This window comes from Flavobacterium sp. DG2-3, from assembly GCF_030730925.1.
GTDB lineage: Bacteria > Bacteroidota > Bacteroidia > Flavobacteriales > Flavobacteriaceae > Flavobacterium.
The window spans coordinates 58092-76621 of the sequence record NZ_JAVAMB010000015.1; the positions used below are offsets into that span (position 1 = coordinate 58092).

General features: G+C 33.6%; 21 protein-coding genes. 12 read left to right on the forward strand and 9 right to left on the reverse strand.

Going from position 1 to position 18530, the window contains the following annotated elements; all coding sequences use genetic code 11:
- Positions 1-38 precede the first annotated feature (38 nt).
- The 3 genes from Q9Q97_RS17995 to murI all read left to right on the forward strand — a co-directional run bounded on the left by Q9Q97_RS17995 (position 39) and on the right by murI (position 2520).
- Positions 39-1076: an OmpH family outer membrane protein gene (locus tag Q9Q97_RS17995; protein WP_306159625.1), complete on the forward strand. Its 1038-nt coding sequence runs from the start codon at positions 39-41 to the stop codon at positions 1074-1076.
- A gap of 14 nt (positions 1077-1090) precedes the next feature.
- A complete protein-coding gene (locus Q9Q97_RS18000; protein ID WP_170830271.1) occupies positions 1091-1594 on the forward strand; it encodes an OmpH family outer membrane protein in 504 nt (167 codons plus the stop codon).
- Positions 1595-1743: 149 nt separating this feature from the next.
- Entirely contained in the window at positions 1744-2520 is a 777-nt protein-coding gene (murI, locus tag Q9Q97_RS18005; protein ID WP_306159627.1) for a glutamate racemase, read from the forward strand.
- 4 nt (positions 2521-2524) lie between these two features.
- Here murI and Q9Q97_RS18010 read toward each other — a convergent pair whose 3' ends face one another.
- Both Q9Q97_RS18010 and Q9Q97_RS18015 read right to left on the reverse strand, forming a co-directional pair.
- Positions 2525-3760, reverse strand: a complete 1236-nt coding sequence (locus Q9Q97_RS18010) for an aromatic hydrocarbon degradation protein (RefSeq protein ID WP_306159629.1) — start codon at positions 3758-3760, stop codon at positions 2525-2527.
- Positions 3761-5089 carry a DUF4270 family protein gene (locus Q9Q97_RS18015; RefSeq protein WP_306159631.1) on the reverse strand — a complete coding sequence of 443 codons (1329 nt, stop codon included), beginning with the start codon at positions 5087-5089 and terminating at the stop codon, positions 3761-3763.
- A gap of 231 nt (positions 5090-5320) precedes the next feature.
- Here Q9Q97_RS18015 and Q9Q97_RS18020 point away from each other — a divergent pair, with 231 nt between their 5' ends.
- The 6 genes from Q9Q97_RS18020 to Q9Q97_RS18045 all read left to right on the forward strand — a co-directional run bounded on the left by Q9Q97_RS18020 (position 5321) and on the right by Q9Q97_RS18045 (position 10178).
- The gene (locus Q9Q97_RS18020; protein WP_306159633.1) at positions 5321-6163 is read left to right on the forward strand and encodes a DUF6268 family outer membrane beta-barrel protein; all 843 of its coding nucleotides are present in this window, start codon (positions 5321-5323) and stop codon (positions 6161-6163) included.
- Positions 6164-6177: 14 nt separating this feature from the next.
- Entirely contained in the window at positions 6178-7185 is a 1008-nt protein-coding gene (locus Q9Q97_RS18025) for a kelch repeat-containing protein (RefSeq protein WP_306159635.1), read from the forward strand.
- Positions 7175-7501: a DUF4907 domain-containing protein gene (locus Q9Q97_RS18030; protein WP_306159637.1), complete on the forward strand. Its 327-nt coding sequence runs from the start codon at positions 7175-7177 to the stop codon at positions 7499-7501. Before Q9Q97_RS18025 ends, Q9Q97_RS18030 begins: the two co-directional genes overlap by 11 nt.
- Positions 7502-8632: a sensor histidine kinase gene (locus Q9Q97_RS18035; RefSeq protein WP_306159639.1), complete on the forward strand. Its 1131-nt coding sequence runs from the start codon at positions 7502-7504 to the stop codon at positions 8630-8632.
- Positions 8633-8644: 12 nt separating this feature from the next.
- Positions 8645-9355 carry an intradiol ring-cleavage dioxygenase gene (locus Q9Q97_RS18040; RefSeq protein ID WP_306159641.1) on the forward strand — a complete coding sequence of 237 codons (711 nt, stop codon included), beginning with the start codon at positions 8645-8647 and terminating at the stop codon, positions 9353-9355.
- A gap of 106 nt (positions 9356-9461) precedes the next feature.
- On the forward strand, positions 9462-10178 hold the full coding sequence (locus tag Q9Q97_RS18045) for a LytTR family DNA-binding domain-containing protein (RefSeq protein WP_306159643.1): 717 nt from the start codon (positions 9462-9464) through the stop codon (positions 10176-10178).
- A gap of 87 nt (positions 10179-10265) precedes the next feature.
- On the opposite strand, the gene Q9Q97_RS18050 is transcribed toward Q9Q97_RS18045, so the two are convergent.
- Positions 10266-10781 carry a gamma carbonic anhydrase family protein gene (locus Q9Q97_RS18050; RefSeq protein WP_306159644.1) on the reverse strand — a complete coding sequence of 172 codons (516 nt, stop codon included), beginning with the start codon at positions 10779-10781 and terminating at the stop codon, positions 10266-10268.
- Positions 10782-10791: 10 nt separating this feature from the next.
- A complete protein-coding gene (locus Q9Q97_RS18055; RefSeq protein WP_306159645.1) occupies positions 10792-11781 on the reverse strand; it encodes a type IX secretion system membrane protein PorP/SprF in 990 nt (329 codons plus the stop codon).
- Between the two features lie 143 nt (positions 11782-11924).
- Between Q9Q97_RS18055 and Q9Q97_RS18060 the strand changes: the two genes are divergently transcribed.
- A complete protein-coding gene (locus tag Q9Q97_RS18060) occupies positions 11925-12824 on the forward strand; it encodes a NifU family protein (protein ID WP_306159647.1) in 900 nt (299 codons plus the stop codon).
- 46 nt (positions 12825-12870) lie between these two features.
- Here Q9Q97_RS18060 and Q9Q97_RS18065 read toward each other — a convergent pair whose 3' ends face one another.
- From Q9Q97_RS18065 to Q9Q97_RS18075, 3 genes are read right to left on the reverse strand one after another with little or no spacing between them, the layout of a single operon-like run.
- A complete protein-coding gene (locus tag Q9Q97_RS18065; RefSeq protein WP_306159648.1) occupies positions 12871-13365 on the reverse strand; it encodes a hypothetical protein in 495 nt (164 codons plus the stop codon).
- Positions 13343-14092, reverse strand: coding sequence for a hypothetical protein (locus tag Q9Q97_RS18070; protein ID WP_306159650.1), 750 nt, complete (start codon positions 14090-14092; stop codon positions 13343-13345). The genes Q9Q97_RS18065 and Q9Q97_RS18070 overlap by 23 nt, the downstream gene beginning before the upstream one ends.
- Positions 14089-14715: a hypothetical protein gene (locus tag Q9Q97_RS18075; RefSeq protein WP_306159652.1), complete on the reverse strand. Its 627-nt coding sequence runs from the start codon at positions 14713-14715 to the stop codon at positions 14089-14091. Before Q9Q97_RS18075 ends, Q9Q97_RS18070 begins: the two co-directional genes overlap by 4 nt.
- Positions 14716-14980: 265 nt before the next feature.
- Between Q9Q97_RS18075 and Q9Q97_RS18080 the strand changes: the two genes are divergently transcribed.
- Both Q9Q97_RS18080 and Q9Q97_RS18085 read left to right on the forward strand, forming a co-directional pair.
- Positions 14981-15358, forward strand: a complete 378-nt coding sequence (locus Q9Q97_RS18080) for a YtxH domain-containing protein (RefSeq protein WP_306159654.1) — start codon at positions 14981-14983, stop codon at positions 15356-15358.
- Between the two features lie 119 nt (positions 15359-15477).
- The gene (locus tag Q9Q97_RS18085; RefSeq protein ID WP_306159656.1) at positions 15478-16290 is read left to right on the forward strand and encodes a mechanosensitive ion channel family protein; all 813 of its coding nucleotides are present in this window, start codon (positions 15478-15480) and stop codon (positions 16288-16290) included.
- Positions 16291-16467: 177 nt separating this feature from the next.
- Here the strand turns inward: Q9Q97_RS18085 and tsaB are convergent, their stop codons facing one another.
- Together tsaB and Q9Q97_RS18095 are read right to left on the reverse strand one after the other, a co-directional pair.
- Positions 16468-17139 (reverse strand): tRNA (adenosine(37)-N6)-threonylcarbamoyltransferase complex dimerization subunit type 1 TsaB, encoded by a 672-nt coding sequence (gene tsaB / locus Q9Q97_RS18090; RefSeq protein ID WP_306159658.1) that lies wholly within the window; start codon positions 17137-17139, stop codon positions 16468-16470.
- Between the two features lie 95 nt (positions 17140-17234).
- Entirely contained in the window at positions 17235-18527 is a 1293-nt protein-coding gene (locus Q9Q97_RS18095; RefSeq protein ID WP_306159660.1) for an efflux RND transporter periplasmic adaptor subunit, read from the reverse strand.
- Positions 18528-18530: the final 3 nt, after the last annotated feature.

Here is an 18530-nt window from a genome sequence, read left to right on the forward strand (position 1 = left end):
ATAACGTTTGGTTAAAAATCATCAAATAAAGTTATGTTATGAGAAAACAATTTTTATTTATATTTTTAGCCTTGATTGTAGCAAATACAAGTCAGGCACAAGGTAAGACGACTAGAATAGGCTACATCGACATGGAATATATTTTAGAAAATGTTTCCGATTATAAAGAAGCCAAATCACAATTAGAGCAAAAAGCTCAAAAGTGGAAACAAGAAGTTGAGGCTAAAAAATTAAATATAAATAATTTGAAAGAAAGCTTAAAAACAGAAAAAGCTTTACTTACAAAAGAATTAATAGAAGAAAGAGAAACTGAAATTAAGTTTCTTGAGCAGGAAATGATGGATTATCAGCAGAAACAATTTGGTTCTGACGGTAATTTAATGAGACAAAAAGCAGCTTTGGCAAAGCCTATACAAGATCAGGTTTTTACTGCTGTGCAAGATATAGCAGAAGCAAAAAATTACGATTTTGTTTTTGATAAATCATCAGATCTTACGATGCTTTTTAGCAATAAAAGATTTGATATCAGCGATCAGGTTTTAAGAATTTTAAACCGTACTGAAAAACGTGAACAGCTGACGAAAAAAGAATTGAAACAGCAAGAAGCTAAAGAAAATCTTGAAAATGCAATTGATGAGAATCCAGCAATGCAAGATCGCCAGAAAGCACTAGACGAAAAAAGAGCTGCTAGAGAGAAATTAATTCAAGATCGAAAATTAGAGCAGGAAGCTAAGAGAAAAGAATACGAAGATCGAAGAAATGCAGCAGCTGCAGAGAGAGAAGCCAAAAAAAATGGCACGGTTTCTGGAACAGTTCCATCAACAGCGGTCCCTGCTGCAACAAGCGGAGCTGTTAACACAAATTCAACTGCTAAACCTGCAACAACGCCTGCGGCAACAGGAGAAACACCTGCCACAGAACAGCCTGCAATGTCAAAAGCAGAAGAAAGACAATTACTTTACGAACAGCGTAAAAAAGAATTGGAAGAGAGAAGAAAGAAAATTTTAGAAGAAAGAGAAGCGGCTAAAAAAGCAAAAGAAGCCGAACAACAAAAAGCAAATACGACCAATAATTAATTAATATTTTAAAAATGATGAAACAAATCAAAACTTTACTAATTGCTGCGATTTTAATTTTAGGAGCAAGTAACACAATGAACGCGCAAGCGAAGGTAGCCCATGTTGATGTAAGCGAGATCATGTCTAAAATGCCTGCTATGCTAGATGCTCAAAATCAATTACAGAAATTAAGTGGAACTTATGATGCTGAATACAAAAAGATGGTTGACGAATATCAAGTAAAAATCAAAAAGTACGAAGCTGAAGCTGCAACTGTAACTGATGCTGTAAACGGTGAGCGTTCTAAAGAGGTTCAAGATATGCAAAAGAGAATTGTTGATTACAGAGACAATGCTCAAAAAGAATTACAACAAAAAGAAACTGACATCGTAAAACCATTAATGGAAAAAGTAAGAGCTTCTATCCAAAAAGTTGGAAAAGCTAAAGGTTTCCAATACGTTTTAGATGGATCTACTTTATTATTAGCTGATGGTCCAAACATCACTGCTGATGTTAAAAAAGATTTAGGATTCTAAGAAATTAAATCGCTATAATTAAACTGCTCAATTTTATAATTTGAGCAGTTTTTTTTTACAAAAAATTAAACATAATATTTGGCATAATTTATAGATTTGACTTAACTTAGAATAACGAATTTATATTTAAAAAATACTACTTTTGCTTTATGACAAACAATAATCCTATAGGCGTTTTTGATTCTGGTATTGGCGGAACTTCCATCTGGAGCGCTATTCATGATCTTCTTCCAAATGAAAAAACCATTTATCTGGCTGACAGTAAAAATGCTCCTTATGGACAAAAAAGTAAGGACGAAATTGTTGCATTGAGTAAAAAAAATGTAGAATTTTTATTAGAGAATAATTGCAAATTAATTGTTGTGGCCTGTAATACCGCAACAACAAATGCCATATTCGAACTTCGTAGAGATTATGATATTCCGTTTGTTGGAATTGAGCCTGCAATTAAACCTGCAGCGAACAATTCGCAGACGCAGGTAATTGGAATCTTAGCTACAAAAGGAACTCTTAACAGTGAATTGTTTAATAAAACGGCTGAGATGTTTCAGAATACCAAAATCATTGAGCAAGTTGGGCACGGGCTTGTACAGCTTATTGAAGATGGTAATTTGTATTCGCCAGAAATGACACAATTACTGGAGTCATACCTACAGCCTATGATCGAAGCTAATATTGATTATTTGGTTTTAGGATGTAGCCATTATCCTTATTTAATTCCTCAAATAAAAAAAATTCTCCCAGATCATATTAAAATAATAGATTCAGGAGAAGCTGTTGCGCGCCAGACCAAAAATCTGCTTCGCGATAAAGTTGGTTTTTCTGAAAGTGCAGATCATGATCCTTTATTTTATGTCAACTCAAATCCTACAGTTTTAGAGTCGATTTTAGAACATAAATATCCGGTAATCAAAAAAGACTTTTAGAATATTATTCAAACTTTCGCTTGACGAACCAAATTCCGTCCAACGATAAATTGAGTGATATTTTATGGTAATTTTCTTTTATTAAATCATTTGCAATTCTGCCTTTCTGTCCGTAAGAATAAGAAATATTAAGTGAAGAAAATGTATTGTCTATTGGCAGATTTAACCCAATAGAAATAGAGGCATTGTTTACGCGCTGTTTGTCGATTTCTAGATAGCCATTGTCAAAATTCACACCTGCAGCGTACCCTACTCTATCCCAATATTTCCTGACATTCTTTTTGGCACTATAAGTAAATCCGAGCGCAAAACGATCCTGATTTACAAATTCGCCATAAAGTTCAGACTGCTTTGTGTTTTTCCAAAAACTCTTTTCGTAATCCAAAGTCACATTCAGATTATTTTTAAACCTTTTACTGGCCCCAAAACCAATTTCTAAAGGCATATAATAATCGTCTGTATCTGTAGCTTGATCGGTTTCTATAGCAGATTCTACTTCGTCTGCGATGCTTGTTACCGTTTGTACTTTTGAAGCGTTTATTCTCGCTGGAACTTTAACCGTTGTTCCGATTGTAAAAGTAGAATCTATTTTAAACTGGGCTCCTAAAGTAGCACGAACTCCCCTATAGTCTGTTTGCTTATGTATTGTTGTAATGGCATTTGAAATTAAAAAAGCGCGATCATCAACTGTATTTCCAAACAGCACTGTTCCTGTTGCTCCCAATGTCAATTTTTTACCGAATCTATATCCGTATGAAAAATCTAAATTATTCAAACCGCCAGATCCTTGAGCCGTTACATAGTAGTATTCCTGGCTATCGGCAATTGGAAGCTTTAAATTTGAGATTTTAAACACCGAACTAGAATAAGGTCGGAGTGCTAAACTAAAACCTGAATTTTTAGTCACTGGAAAAGCAAAAGCTAAATGCGAAAATTGAAAATTATTTCGTTTTTCTGTACGACTACTGCTCTGATACGTTGTGGCAATAGCTTTCCCTCCAATATCAAAAAGAAAATGATTCGAATACATAAATCCTAGCGATGCGGGATTTAGGTTATTAATAAAAGTATCTGAAGGCAAAGCAATACCTGAACCGCCAATTGAAGGCAGATAGCCAAAATCTGCATCATACAAACTGCCAACGCCATAAAGCGAATACGGAGAACTTGAAATACTTTGAGAAAAGGAAGTCAGCGACAGTAGAAGGAAGCAGCTCCATAAAACAATATTATTTTTCATTTAATAAGAGATGTAATAAATTTTCAGCTGAATTTTATTGTTGGCATGTTTTTGATTGCCCAAAACTATTCGGTTAACAGACTGGGCTATTCCGGGCAAGGTTAAAATAAGTGACGACCTCGAATCGGATGCTTTTAGCATTTCTTTCTGAAGAAAAGCCCCAATAGAAATAGAATACCCGACATTTTCATTAAATTCATCGCTCTTTTGATTCAGTTTCCCATAAACTGTGCTTCCAGCAGAATTTACGAGCGTTGAACTAATTCTATTCAAATTATCTCCCACATAAACTGTTAGAGAATCTGCTAAAGGATATTTTTCGGAATAAGAATTATTGACAGGTTTCAAAATCAATTCTGCATCGACAATGGCTCCATTGGTTGATATATTTTTAAACTGCTTTATATTCGGAAAATCAACCCTACAGGCCACACCTGTCCCCGATTGAATATATCCCTGATTGTTGGTCAGTGTACTGGAAAGCTTACCCGTCGAAATGGGAAGGTTTTCAAGAATAGTCCCTGTCTTGTCTGAGGAAATAGAATTGAACTGCTTAGTAGCATCCAAAATTTGAAAATCGATTGTAAAAGGTACTTCATCTGCGTCGGCTTGGTATTTGGAATAATACATTCGAACCTTACTTTCAGAAACACTAAATCCGATAGCGCTGGACGAATTTGAAGTTTCTGGAACTAAAACCAATCCTTTCAAGTATTCTGTAAAAGTATCAAAATCTGTAACCTCTCTTTTTTTGATTTTTTGAAAAAGGGCTTCACCAAACTCTTTGCTCATTTTGATATTAATAGAATCTTTTTGCACAGGTCTTGGCCTATATGATATTGTACCAAGGCTTTCTGGACTGTATGCCAAAGTTGAGTTATTATAAAAATTATCATCCTCGGTATTTGGCTTCACTTTTTGCAACAAACGATGAATATTAAACGTCTGTACTTTTGTTGTATCTCCGTAATAATAACGGTCGTATTTCAGAATCATCGAAATAGAATCGAAAACATAATTGACAGCTTCTGTATCTGAACCAACGCTGGATAATGCATAAATGCTTGTAGAAAGCTGGAAATAACTATCTGATTTTACTTTTCCGAAAATGGGATCTTCATAATTTCCAATTAAAATTCTGCCGCGATTTGAAGTTGCCAGAGAGTCAAAATTTATAGTGGACATATCGACCGTAACAGTATCAATCATAATCACCTTATTGCTTAAAGCCAGATAATCTGACCCAACAGTAAATTCTCCCGTATCGGTATCTGTACCACATGAAAATAAGGTTAGTACAAAAAGCAGTATCAATATAAACTTGTGCATAATTTTATTTTTGAGCAAATATAAATTGCGCACTTTGGCGACACACTATAACATATACTACCGCGCTTTTTTAAGCTACAAATAGCACGAAATGATCTATAACCTGAATTCTATTATCAAATATTAATTCGACTGGAAAAACGCCGATTTTGTCTATCAAAACACGTCATATATATATCTTCTTTTTTTTAAGGGCGCCATCCATCTAATTTTGAGCCAATAAAATAAATAATGAAAGTAAGGTTTTTAATTTGTTCGCTTTTTTTGATTTCATTTTTTGGTTTAAAAGCTCAGGAAAATTTGAGTGCTACTGTAAATTTTAAAACAGAGTCAACAGAAAAGATAAATTTTAATGAAACAGACATTGCAGTTCTTTATCAGAAAAAAATAGGAACAAAAAGCAAAATAGCGAACACATTGGAATATTCTAATTTGAAGGTGAATTACGAATTGAACCCCTATAATTTTTATGCGGATCAAGATCAATTCAACCAAGTTCAAAACAAGTTTGAATATTCATTTGAAATAGCAGAAAAAACCAAATGGCAGTTTTCTATTATTCCTACGGCAAATTTCCAAAGCAAATTGGATTTTTCAGATATTATAGTCTTAGGAAGTTTGGCAATTTCACAGCAGTTTGGTTCACAGTTCAATGTGAGAATTGGAGCTGAAAGAAGTTCAATTTTTGGAGTGCCAAGAATTATACCGATGGTTGCTTTTGATTATAAAATGAACGAGAAAACCGATTTTAGAATTGGATTCCCCGATTCGAGAATTTCTTATTCCAATAATGAACGAAACAAATTTAGCCTGACGAATAGTTTTAACGGAAACTTTTATCATTTAGACGAAACAGCGAAAACAACTGACAATGCCGAAAAAGCAGTTTTATCGCAAATGACATCGGCTCTGGAATACGAAAGAAATGTTGGAGGCAATTGGTTTTTAAATTTTAAAGCGGGTTACGATTTCAACAAAAAATACAATTTACTGGATAACAGCGACCATAAAATATACGACTACAATAGCGGGAATGGCTACGTTTTAGGAATAGGGATCAAATACAAACAATAAATATTAAATACACTATGATTAATCTAAAAAAAGGAATTTTATTCACAGCGCTTTTTTCAAGCCTCTTTTTGATAAGCTGCAGCAATGATAATGATGATGATGATTTGATTGGAAACTGGATTAAAAAATCGGCTTTTGACGGTCCTGCAAGATCTAGTGCTACAAGCTTTGTAATTGGCGATTTTGCTTATGTAGTTGGCGGTTATACCGGAGATGTTTATTTAAAAGATTTATGGGTTTATAACTCAACTGGAGATTATTGGGAACAAAAAGCAGATTTTGGAGGCGTAGGAAGAAGTTCTGCATCTAGTTTTGCCTTAAACGAAAAAGGTTATGTGGGTCTTGGTTACGACGGAACAAACAAACTGAAAGATTTTTATCAGTACGATCCTACTGCAAATAGTTGGACACAAAAAACAGATTTTGCAGGAACAGCACGTTATGCTGCCGTAGGTTTTCAGGTCGGCGGAAAAGCGTATTTTGGAACAGGTTATGATGGAAATTATTTAAAAGATTTTTATCAATATGACGATCAGGCCAATACTTGGACCTTGGTAAATGGTTTCAGCGGAAACAAAAGACGTAATGCGACAGTTTTTACAATTGCAGACAAGGCTTATTTAGTAACTGGAGTAAACAATGGCGTTTATCAGGAAGATTTCTGGGAATTTGACCCATCGACAGATGTGTGGACAAGAAAACGTGATATCGATAAAGATACAGACGATGATTACAGCTACAATGACGATTATGCTATTGTACGTTCTAATGCTTCTAGTTTTTCTATGAATGGTTTAGGATATGTTGTAGGAGGTGAAAACATCAAAACCATTTGGGAATACAATCCATCAACTGATTTATGGACAGAAAGAACTCCAATGGAAGGCGCTACAAGAACAGATGCTGTCGGTTTCGCCATCAATAATCGCGGATTTTACATGTTAGGACGAATTGGCTCTACCTATTTTGATGATGCATGGGAGTTTAAACCATTGGATGAACAAAGTGACGATGATAATTAAGAATAAACAATTCTTCTGGAGTAGCATCCAGAAGAGTTTAATTGTTTTTGCCATTCTTCTTTTTACAGCTTGCGCTAAAAAAGAAATCTTAACAACAGCTTCTTTTCAAACCGATTCTGGCTGGGGCTATACCATTGCCTACAAAGAAAAAGTTTTAATAAAACAATCAGTTATTCCTGTTATAAGCGACACTAAAAGTTTTGAAACAGAAACCGATGCTCTAAAAGTTGCATATCTTGTTAAGCAGAAACTCAAACAAAACTTATCTCCAACGGTAACCAAAAATGAATTAATTTTATTAAAAATAAAATTGTAAATGCAGATCGATACCATTAAAAATACAGGCTATAACAAAATATTATTCCATTGTGCGATATGGATTTTCTTTATTTTGACTTCTTTAATTCAGTTTTACGAAAGTCCATTTAAGATCAATAACGATTTTTATGCGCAGTGGATTACTGGAATTATTTTGTTTTATTTCAACTATTTTTATTTGGTTCCAAATTATTTGCTGCAAAAAAAATACTGGCTTTATTTTACGTTTGCTTTTGTTTTAATTGCTGTATTTATGGTTATCAGGCTACACTATTTTATTCCTGAAATTAGACATTTAAGACCCGAGAATATCGTACATGCCAGATTGGTCCCTCATAATTCTCATGGGCTTTTTGACCCAAAGTTTATGCCTAGAGAACGAATGACAGAAAGAGTAGAAATGAAACAGCCGCTTTTCTTTAAAATTGGGCCTTCATTTTTTTACATTCTTGTTATTACAATCTCTGCCATTATTAGAACATTAACTGAATTTTATAATAATCAGCAAAATAAACTGATTGCCGAAACGCATCGAACAAATACCGAATTAATTTACTTGCGCAAACAAACCAATCCGCATTTTTTATTTAATTCTTTAAACAGTATTTATTCTTTGGCACACAAAAAATCTGATTTGGTCCCTGATGCCATCGTCACCTTGTCTGAACTTATGCGCTATATGCTGTATGAAACTGACAACAAAACGGTGGCTTTAGAAAAAGAAGTTAATTACATTCAGAATTATATCGAACTACAAAAGCTGCGATTAAACAATATTGAAGACATTGTAATTAATGTTCACGGCGATACGAGAAACAAATTTATCGAGCCTCTATTATTGATTTCTTTTGTCGAAAATGCCTTTAAATATGGAACCGATTACAAAGGCGCAGCGCATGTAAAAATCAAAATTCTAATTATGGATAACACTCTTGATTTCTGGATCGAAAATACCATTGAAAATTATGTGAAAGATCCAGAAAATTCGGGAATTGGATTGGTAAATATCCAAAGCCGTCTTGATCTTCTGTATCCGAACGCACACGAACTAACCATTACTCAGGATAACGAATATTACCGAGTTCATTTGAATTTAAAGTTAGACGAAATTAAAACCGCATTACATTAAACAAAACTGATTATGGACAGAAAAAAATTTATCCGAAATGGTATTTTGGGCATTGCCTCATTGGCAACAGCTACCAAATTTTTAGAATCTTGTTCTAAAAGTGACAATGAAGAAACTGACTCGGCTAATTCTGGAGGCGGAAGCTGCAACGTTTCTCCTTCAGAAACAAAAGGTCCGTTTCCGATCAAAACTCCAAGTCAGCTGGTTTTAGAAAACATTAAATCTGACCGCGTTGGAATTGCCTTATTGATTAATTTAAAAATTGAGAACAAAAATAACAATTGCGAACCTCTTTCTGGTGCTTTAGTAGATATTTGGCATTGCGACAAAGATGGAAATTATTCAGAATATGGTGGAACACAAATGCAGCAAACCGATTATACGTCTGTTCATTTCTTGAGAGGAAGACAAACTTCCAATACGAGCGGAGAAGTTTCTTTTATATCAATTTATCCAGGCTGGTACCAAGGAAGAGCGCCTCACGTACACGTAGAAGTTCTGTCAAGCACAGGAAATTCTTTACTGGTAACACAGATTGCTTTTCCAGAAACAATTTCAAGCGAGGTATATTCCAGCACCAATTATGCTGCTCACGGGCAAGCAGATACTGCAAATACGAGAGATAATGTTTTTGCTGATAGCTTAGCCGATGAACTGGCAACCATAACAGGCAATCTTACGGATGGTTTTACACTAACGAAAACCATAACCGTAAACGCATAATTTTGATTAGTTAAACCAGTATTTTATGAAAATTTTAAAACTTAATTTACTGGTTTCAAATTACTTTTGACTGCTAAACAAATTTTAACAAATTAATTCAGAAAAGATGAAATGTGTAATTATTGATGACGAACCTTTAGCTGTAGAATTATTGCAGGATTTTGTCAAAAAAGTAGATACTCTCGAGCTGATAAACACTTTCAATAATGCTATTGATGCCGTTTCATTTATCAATCAGAATAATGTTGATCTGGTTTTTCTGGATATTCAGATGCCTCATTTTTCTGGAATTGATTTTTTAAATACTATAGAAAAAAAGCCTCTGGTTATTTTTACAACCGCCTATTCTGATTATGCTGTCGAAGGATTTAATCTTGGCGCAGTCGATTATTTGGTAAAACCAATTCCGTTTCATCGATTCTTAAAAGCGGTTGTAAGAGCACAGCAAGCTTTACAGCCTTCTGTGTCAAGTCAAACAATTGCAGAAAACAACAATACACCCGAAATTCAACAAGATTTTATGTTTGTTCGAGCCGAATATGAAAATGTAAAATTGAATTTTGCCGATATTCTTTTTATCGAAGGTTTAAAAGACTATGTCAAAATTTACACCACCGACAATAAGTTTACGCTGACTTTGATCAGTTTAATTAAATTGGAAAATTTACTTTCTAGTAAAGGTTTTGCTAGAATTCACAGATCGTATATTATCAATATCAAACACGTAAAATCGATTCAGAAAAACAAGGTTTTAATAAGCGATAAAAGAATCCCAATCAGCGAAAGCTATAAGAATACTTTCTTCGAAAAAATCAACCTCTAATTTTTTAAATTCCAAATAAAAAATTCCAAATTCCAAAACTTGCTGAGCATTGGAATTTGGATTTTTTTTATTGGAATTTTTAAAAATCTATTCTTCTTTGAACCAGCTCGAATACATTACATAATTATTCGAAATGCGTTCGATTTCACCTGCAAAATCAGACTGGTCAATGTCTTTTACTTTTTTGGCAGGAATTCCAGCATAAATTGTTCCCGAAGGTACAACCGTATTTTGTGTCACTACAGAGCCTGCGCCAATTATTGAATTACTTTCTATAACACAATTATCCATTACAATTGCCCCCATTCCGATTAAAACATTGTCGTGAATTGTACAACCGTGCACAATCGCGTTATGCCCAATCGAAACGTTATTTCCTATAATTGTGGGATGTTTTTGGTACGTACAGTGAATTACGGCACCATCTTGTATGTTTACTTTGTTTCCGACTTTAATGAAATGAACATCTCCCCTTACAACAGCATTAAACCAAACACTGCAAGAGGCTCCAAAAGTAACATCTCCAACAATGGTAGCATTTTCAGCCACATAACAATCCTCTGGAATAAGAGGCGATTTTCCGTTTACAGATTTAATCAGCATAAAAATAAATTTAGTTAATAGCAGGACAATTACAGTCGTAACGTGCTTTTCTGCAGAATAAATTAACTCCAAAAGTAATTTGGTGGTATCCTCCAGTATCAAACTTCACATCTCCCATAACTTGAGAATACGTATAAGCGAACATAAAATTCTTGAAATTTACTCCAATAATAGGAGTAAAATATTGCAGTTTTTGAGTTGATACACTATTTCCTGAAATATATTGCGCTCCGTCAAAAGCTCTTCTGTAGGATAACGCAGCCCAAAGACTTCCAAAATCCATATTTCTGTAGGCTTTCATATTCAAATCGAGTGTTTTTCCTTTCGTTTGGTCAAACAACTGAAAAAGAATCGAAGGCTCCCAAGTCCAATTAGTATTTTTACCAAACACATAACCAGCACTCAATAAATATTTTCTCAAATTATTATTCTCATAATCTGAATATAAGTCTTTTCTAGTCTGTATCAAGCCCTGAACCGTTGCATGTGCATAAAAATCCAAATAATTATAAGATGCGCCGACATCCATCGTAAAATAGCTATCGGTAAGGACAGAATTAGAAATAAGGGGATCTAAAGTAGGCCCAAATTTTGTTTCGTCTAACTGATTTTGCATTACGCCTCCGCTAATACCAAACGACAATTGATTCAAGTCTATTTCATCTCTCGAAAAAAGTATATGATGCGCATAAGTAAGCTTTAGCCCTTTTTGAGAATGATAACCGTTTTTATCGTTAAAAAGAATAATTCCGGCACCAGAACGTTCTCCTAATCTTCCGTTAAAACTTAAAGTCTGCAATGCTGGAGCATCTTCCTCTCCAAACCACTGTTTTCTGGCTGTTAATCTGATCTTGGCGCAGTTTGCAGCACCTGCCATTGAAGGGTGTATTAAGTAATAATTATCAGACAAATAATCCGAATAAACAGGTATTCCCTCTTGCGAATAAGAGTAAGAAACAGTAATGAGAAAAATTAATAAAACCTTGATTTTAAATTTCATAAAGGCAATTTTGTTTCTATATTATTTTCACTCTTGCAATTTAACACGATTTATTTGAAAAGAGTCTTAATTATTTCATTAAAAAATCAAATATAGCCATTAGTAGAAAATAACTTTAGTAAATTTGCAAAAAATATATAATCATGACTAAAATCACTATAAAAGAGACCCAAAATCCAACTATATTAAAGTTTGAATTTGAAGACTTTATTACTCAAAATCAAAACTTTGAGTTCAAAAATATTGACGAAGCGCAAGCTTCTCCCCTAGCGCAGCAATTGTTCTATTTACCGTTTGTTAAGACCGTTTATATCTCTGGAAATTTTATAGCTATCGAAAGATACAGCATTGTAGATTGGGACGATGTAAAAGATGCTGTTGCAGAGCAAATAAGTGCTTTTGTTGACAAAGGTGGCGTTATCATCAAAATTGATGAAACTAAAACAAAAAAACAGCCTATTACAGTATACGGAGAAACTACTCCAAATCCTTCTGCGTTGAAATTCGTAGTAAGCAGAATGCTGACTCGTAATGCCGTAGAATATAAAAACATCGATCAGACTGCTTCTTCTCCGCTAGCTCAGGAATTATTTAAATTCCCTTACGTGAAAGAGATTTTTATTGACGAAAACTATATTTCTGTTACTAAATATGAAATCAATGACTGGTCTGAAATCACTTTAGAACTAAGAACTTTTATTAAACAGTTTATCGAAAACGGAGGAACTGTTTTGGACGAAAGTCTTATCCAGACTGCTACAAAAAATGAAGTTACTAAAGATGAAGCTTTTGATAAACTGGATGTTACTTCTCAGCAAATCATCAATATCTTAGAAGAATATGTAAAACCTGCAGTAGCTGCTGATGGTGGAAACATTGCTTTTGAATCTTATAACGAAGATGATAAAACAGTAAAAGTATTGCTTCAAGGTGCGTGCAGCGGTTGCCCTTCATCTACTTTTACCTTAAAAAGCGGTATCGAAAACATGTTAAAAAGCATGCTAAATGATGAAGCTATTAAAGTAGAAGCGGTTAATGCTTAATTCCCTTAAAAATATAATATGAAGCGTCTCTTTGAGACGCTTTTTTTTACTTAATTTTTTTAGCAGAATTAAATGGAAAATCTAGAGTGCCTTCATTAGCATTATATTTTTTACCATTTACTTCAAAAGACATTAACCTGCAAGTAATTGCCCATCCCCCCATTGTTCTTCCCATAGTATCAACTTTCATTTGCATATTCATAATTTCAAATACCAAAGAATCATCGAGCACAATCTTATAATTATACTTTACATTTAAATGATCAGGGATATCATTAAAAAAAATATTAAGTTTTCCATCTATTATGTTAGCATGTCTTAAATCGACCACTTTAAAAAAATCTTTATTTTCTGAATTTTTCTCAAAAAAATATAGATTCCCTTTTTGAGGCAAATAGTTACTTTCTCTAGGAAAGGAAAACGTATTACTAATTTGTCCATCATTATTACAATCAACTTTTTCTTTACAAGAGATAAAAATTATTGAAAAGAAAAAAAACAATAATTTTGAAAATAAACTATTGTGCTTCAATATAGCCATAATAATTACTTTTAAAGGATTTAACACTGAGTCCATCTACTAATGGTTTTGTAATAAATCGAGATTTTAATGGATTTTCTCCCCATGTATATATCTTAAATTTGATATGTTTTACGTTATCTAAATAAATTGTTGTTTGTTTATTAATATCCAAAAACTGCAACCCTCCTTCATAAACAATCCAGTGAGAATTATTTCCAATGCTCACAAATGAATTATAATTTGATTTATCATCTATCATTTCAGCATCTATCATCAATAAAATAGTTTTTCCCAGTTTATATAGTCTATCTATTTCCAATAATTCTTCCAAATCGCTGTTTGAAAAATAGTCATGAATTCTTGCGGATATAATTCTCTTTTTGTTATTAATAGAATTAAAACTTAGTCCATGCGCTTTAGCATTGGTAAAACCAGCAACTTCTTTACACATTCGGGTAAGCAAGTCAGGCCAGTTTACAGCTTTCAACATATCAATATTTCCATTTTCAAAACCATTGTAAACAAACTGGCTGTTTAAGCTTTCTTTGCTGCGAGTTGTGGCAAGAACAATCCAGTCTATTTCGTACATTCCCATAGATATATAATCAGAGTCTGTTGGTTTAGTCTCATACATGTTTAGAGCTTTTTCGTGAGGTCCTATCACATAACTGCCTATTGCATATTCTCCAGTTCTAAAAAGTTCTTTAGCAAGTTTTTCATAAGCTTGTGGGTCGCGTTTAATCATTGCATAATAGAGTGCCGCCATTCCACATAACGAACTGCCTCCTTAATCAATTTTCCAAGGATCTTTAACACGGTTTTTATCTGATCATCAATTTTAGATCTATCAAACCACCTAAACCTATTATGCATCCAAACCTTAAGTTCTGCTTCTCGTTCTGGATATCTTAAATAAGCTCTTACATAAACAAAACGACCGCACAATTCATTATTATTAATGGTCAAAGTTATATAGTCTCCTTTTGCTGTCAACCGAATTTCGACCCAGCTATTTTGAGACAAATCATGGTATTTGACCATCCATTTTATCCAGTCTTTGTTTTGCGGCGCATGACTGATATAACTTTTTACCTTGATTTCATAAGAATTACCGTAGATAAAACCTTTCTGCAGACCTCCGCTCAAATCGTTGGCAGAACCATCATCAAGACCGGTAATTATCTCAATCTCTTTTATGCCATTAATTAAAGGCGGATCTTGCGGTTCTCCATACGTTACACCATTTTCTTCTCCGGTTTCTGTTATGGATAGAGCTGAAGTAAAAACGATATTTTCTTCCGAATACATATTATAATCGCCACCAACTATTTCTGTCATGTTGCCTTTTACATATCGTATTCTGCTCATAATTAGTCTGATTCTGAATTTAAAACAAAAGTGTTTTCTTACTTTTTATAAATTTAGATCAAAGCTTCAGAGTCAATTATCTACTAAAAGTTTTTTTGTATTAAAATAAGACATAGCATGTTTCTCGTTTTTTTTAATATCGGATGCGTTTTTTAGTTAATACTTTTTGAACATTACAGTTTAGTAATCAATTATTTATCATTAAAAAATGAGTTACTTCTAAATTTTAACTAATATTGTGTTCTTAACCAATTAATTAACAACCATGGGATTATCTTCATTTTTTAAAAATTTATTTGGCTCAACCAAAGAGTCTGTAACTGAATTGGCCAATAATGCCGAAAGTACTTTTGAACAAGCTAAAGAAGCTGCCGCACCGTATATCGAGAAAGCCGAAGCTTTTGCAGAAGAAACAATTGAAAAAGTAAAAGAAGTTTCGGAACCTATCATCGATCAGGCTGCAGATTATGCTGAAAAAGCACAAGAAACGGTAAACGAATATGCAGACAAAGCGGCCAAAGTGGTAAATGATGCAGTTGATACTATTAAAGAAAAAACAGCTTCTTTTGCAAACGAACCTGCAGAAACTACTTCTTCTGAAACTGTTGTCGATGTAAGCGAAAAACCCGTTACAGAGGCTTAACAAACAATAAAAACTAGGTCAAAGCATAAACTGATATTTCTAATAATATAAAATATATTTATATTTGCAGCACAAACACCACCTTCTCCCTATGAGAAGGTTTTTTTATTTTAAAAATTATGAATCTCGATCCCGAACAAGTAAGTAAATACGTTACTAGATTTATTAATATTTTGGTAGATTATTCGCCAAAATTAATTTCTGCTTTTTTAATCTTATTTGTTGGTTTATATGCCATCAGATTGATTAATCGAATTATTAAAAAAATAATGATCAAGCGAGATCTTGATCCGACGCTGACAAAATTCTTATCGGACATTTTACTGTGGGCGTTACGAATATTATTGTTTGTAACCTTCATTTCCAAATTAGGAATTGAAACTTCATCATTCGTCGCTATTTTAGGAGCTATGGGTCTTGCAGTTGGTTTGTCATTGCAAGGATCACTTTCTAATTTTGCTGGAGGAATGCTTATTATTGTTTTTAAACCATTTAAAGTGGGAGACACGATAGAAGCGCAAGGTGTTATCGCAACAGTTCTTGAAATCCAGATTTTTGTAACCAAAATGCTTACTGGAAATAATCAGACTGTATTTGTTCCTAATGGTTCTTTATCTAACGGAAATATCATCAATTACTCGATGCAGGGAGAAAGAAGAGCTGATTTGACTTTTGCAATTTCTTATGATTCAGATATCAGAAAGGCTAAAGAAATTCTTCTGGAGGTTCTGGATAAAAATCCTAAAGTATTAAAGACTCCTTCGCCAGAGGTTTTCGTAAAAAATCTATCGGCAAGTTCTATTGATTTTGCTGTTCGTCCTTGGGCAAAAAATGCCAATTACGGAGCTGTATTTTCTGAAACTCTAGAAAATTGCAAAATAGCTTTGGATGAAGCTGGAATCTCAGTTCAACCGTATACTATACAGAAATAGTACTTATCAGTGTTATTGAAATTGAAAATTTAATTTTAACACAAAGACGACAACAAAGAGAAAAATATTTCTTTCACATAGTTCAACTATGTGTATTTAAATAAGTGAAACGCCTTTATTTAAGTTTCTAAAACTATGTTTCTATGTGTTTAAAAGCAATTTCGTCTAAGTAAATTATTATTGTTTCTTTGGCGGAGCAATCATAAAATCTTTCAAATAATAAGGTTCAAAATAAGCGACATCTACAGTGTCGCTTTTTTGATATTTATCAAAACTGATTTTACTCATTGCTTGAGCTGAAGGGTATTTTATATTTTCTAAAAAAACAAAGTTGTCTTTAATCAAAACTGGCTTGCATTTATCGGCACAATCGCCAACAAAGTAAAGCTTGTCTGTATATTCCTGAAATGAATTTTCGTCAATAATCTCCGCTTTAATAGCTCTCTCAAGCGTTAAATCTGAATTAAAAATAGCGCTGTAAACTTCCATACGGCGTGCGTCTAACATCGGTATGATTTTCCCATCTGCAACTCCTGCCTCAGAAGCCAAAGTCTGCAAGGTATCTACAGCAATTAACGGAATATTTAAAGCATAGCACAAACCTTTTGCTGCCGAAACACCAATTCTCAAACCCGTATACGATCCTGGTCCCTGACTAACTGCAACAGCTTTTAATTCATGCACAGAAATACCTGCTTTTGCTATTACTTCTTCAATAAAAACATGAAGTTTTTCGGCATGCGAATATCCTTCATCTGACAATTCGCTGCAAACAATGGTCTGGCCATCTTTTGCAATAGATACAGAACAATTTTTAGTAGCCGTTTCGATATTGAGAATAAAAGACAAAATATGTAATTTTTAAATATTAATTATTTTTTTATGAACTAAAAGAAGCCGAAGGTTTTAAAACTAGCTTCGGCTTCTTTTAGCTTAAAATATGATTATTTTTTTGGAGTTTCAGCTTTCTTAAGTTTTACCTTATCTCCAGAATTTAGTTCTTTAGAAACTGTGGTATATGGACCTGTAATCACGACATCGCCAGGTTTTAACCCAGACATTACTTCGATATTAGTATCGTCCTGAATTCCAGTTTTAATGACTCTAATTTTAGCTTTGTCTCCAACTTTAACAAAAACACATTCGAATTTTTTATCGCTTTTTGGAGCTGCTTTTTTATCTTCATTTGGATCTTCAACTTTAAAATCTTTTACAGCTGTAGTATCCGATTTCACTACAACAGAACTAATTGGCACTGCCAAAACATTTGTTTTTGTTGTGGTAATAATATCAACCGTAGCGGTCATTCCTGGTCTAAAAGGAGAATAAGTACTTGGTTTTCCTTCTAATAAATCTTGATAAGAGTCTTTTAAAATACGAACCTTAACTTTAAAATTAGTTACCTGATCTGAAGTCAAAGTGGTGCTTGCAGAATTTGAAATACTGGTTACAATTCCTTTGAATTTCTTTTTCAAATAAGCATCAACTTCCACATTTGCTTCGTCGCCTATTTTTATTTTTACGATGTCATTTTCGTTTACGTCAACTTCAACCTCCATATTATTCAGGTTGGCAACACGAAGAAGCTCAGTTCCGGCCATTTGCTGCGTTCCCAAAACTCTTTCTCCCAACTCTACGTTTAAGACAGAAATAGTTCCGTCTGCAGGAGAATAAATTGTTGTACGTCCTAAGTTATCTCTTGCTTCACTAACAGAAGCCGAAGCACTCTGAACGTTATAATAGGAGTTTTGTTTCGTTGCTTTTGCCACTTCAAAAGATGCAATTGCTTTGTCCCAATCTGATCTCGAAATTACACCTTTGTCATAAAGGGTTTTATTACGTTCGTAATTGGCTTTTGCTTCTTTGTAACTAGCCTCAGACTGTGTTAATCCAGCTTTAGATCCAGACAAATTAGAAACCGAACGATTGTAACTTGAAGTATATAAATCGGGATTGATTTTAACTAATAAATCTCCTTTTTTTACAACTTGCCCTTCTTTTACATTCAATAATATGATTTCTCCAGAAACTTCAGGTGAAATTTTAACCTCGATTTCAGGCTGAATTTTACCTGTCGCCGAAACGGTTTCAACAATTGTAGAAGCCGTTACTTTTGCAATTTCTACTTCTTTTCCTTCATCTTTACTTCCTATTATTCCACCATTTTTAAGAGCCACTAAAGCAATGATAAGTATCAACACACCGCCTAATAAGAAATAAACTGTTTTTTTTGACATAAT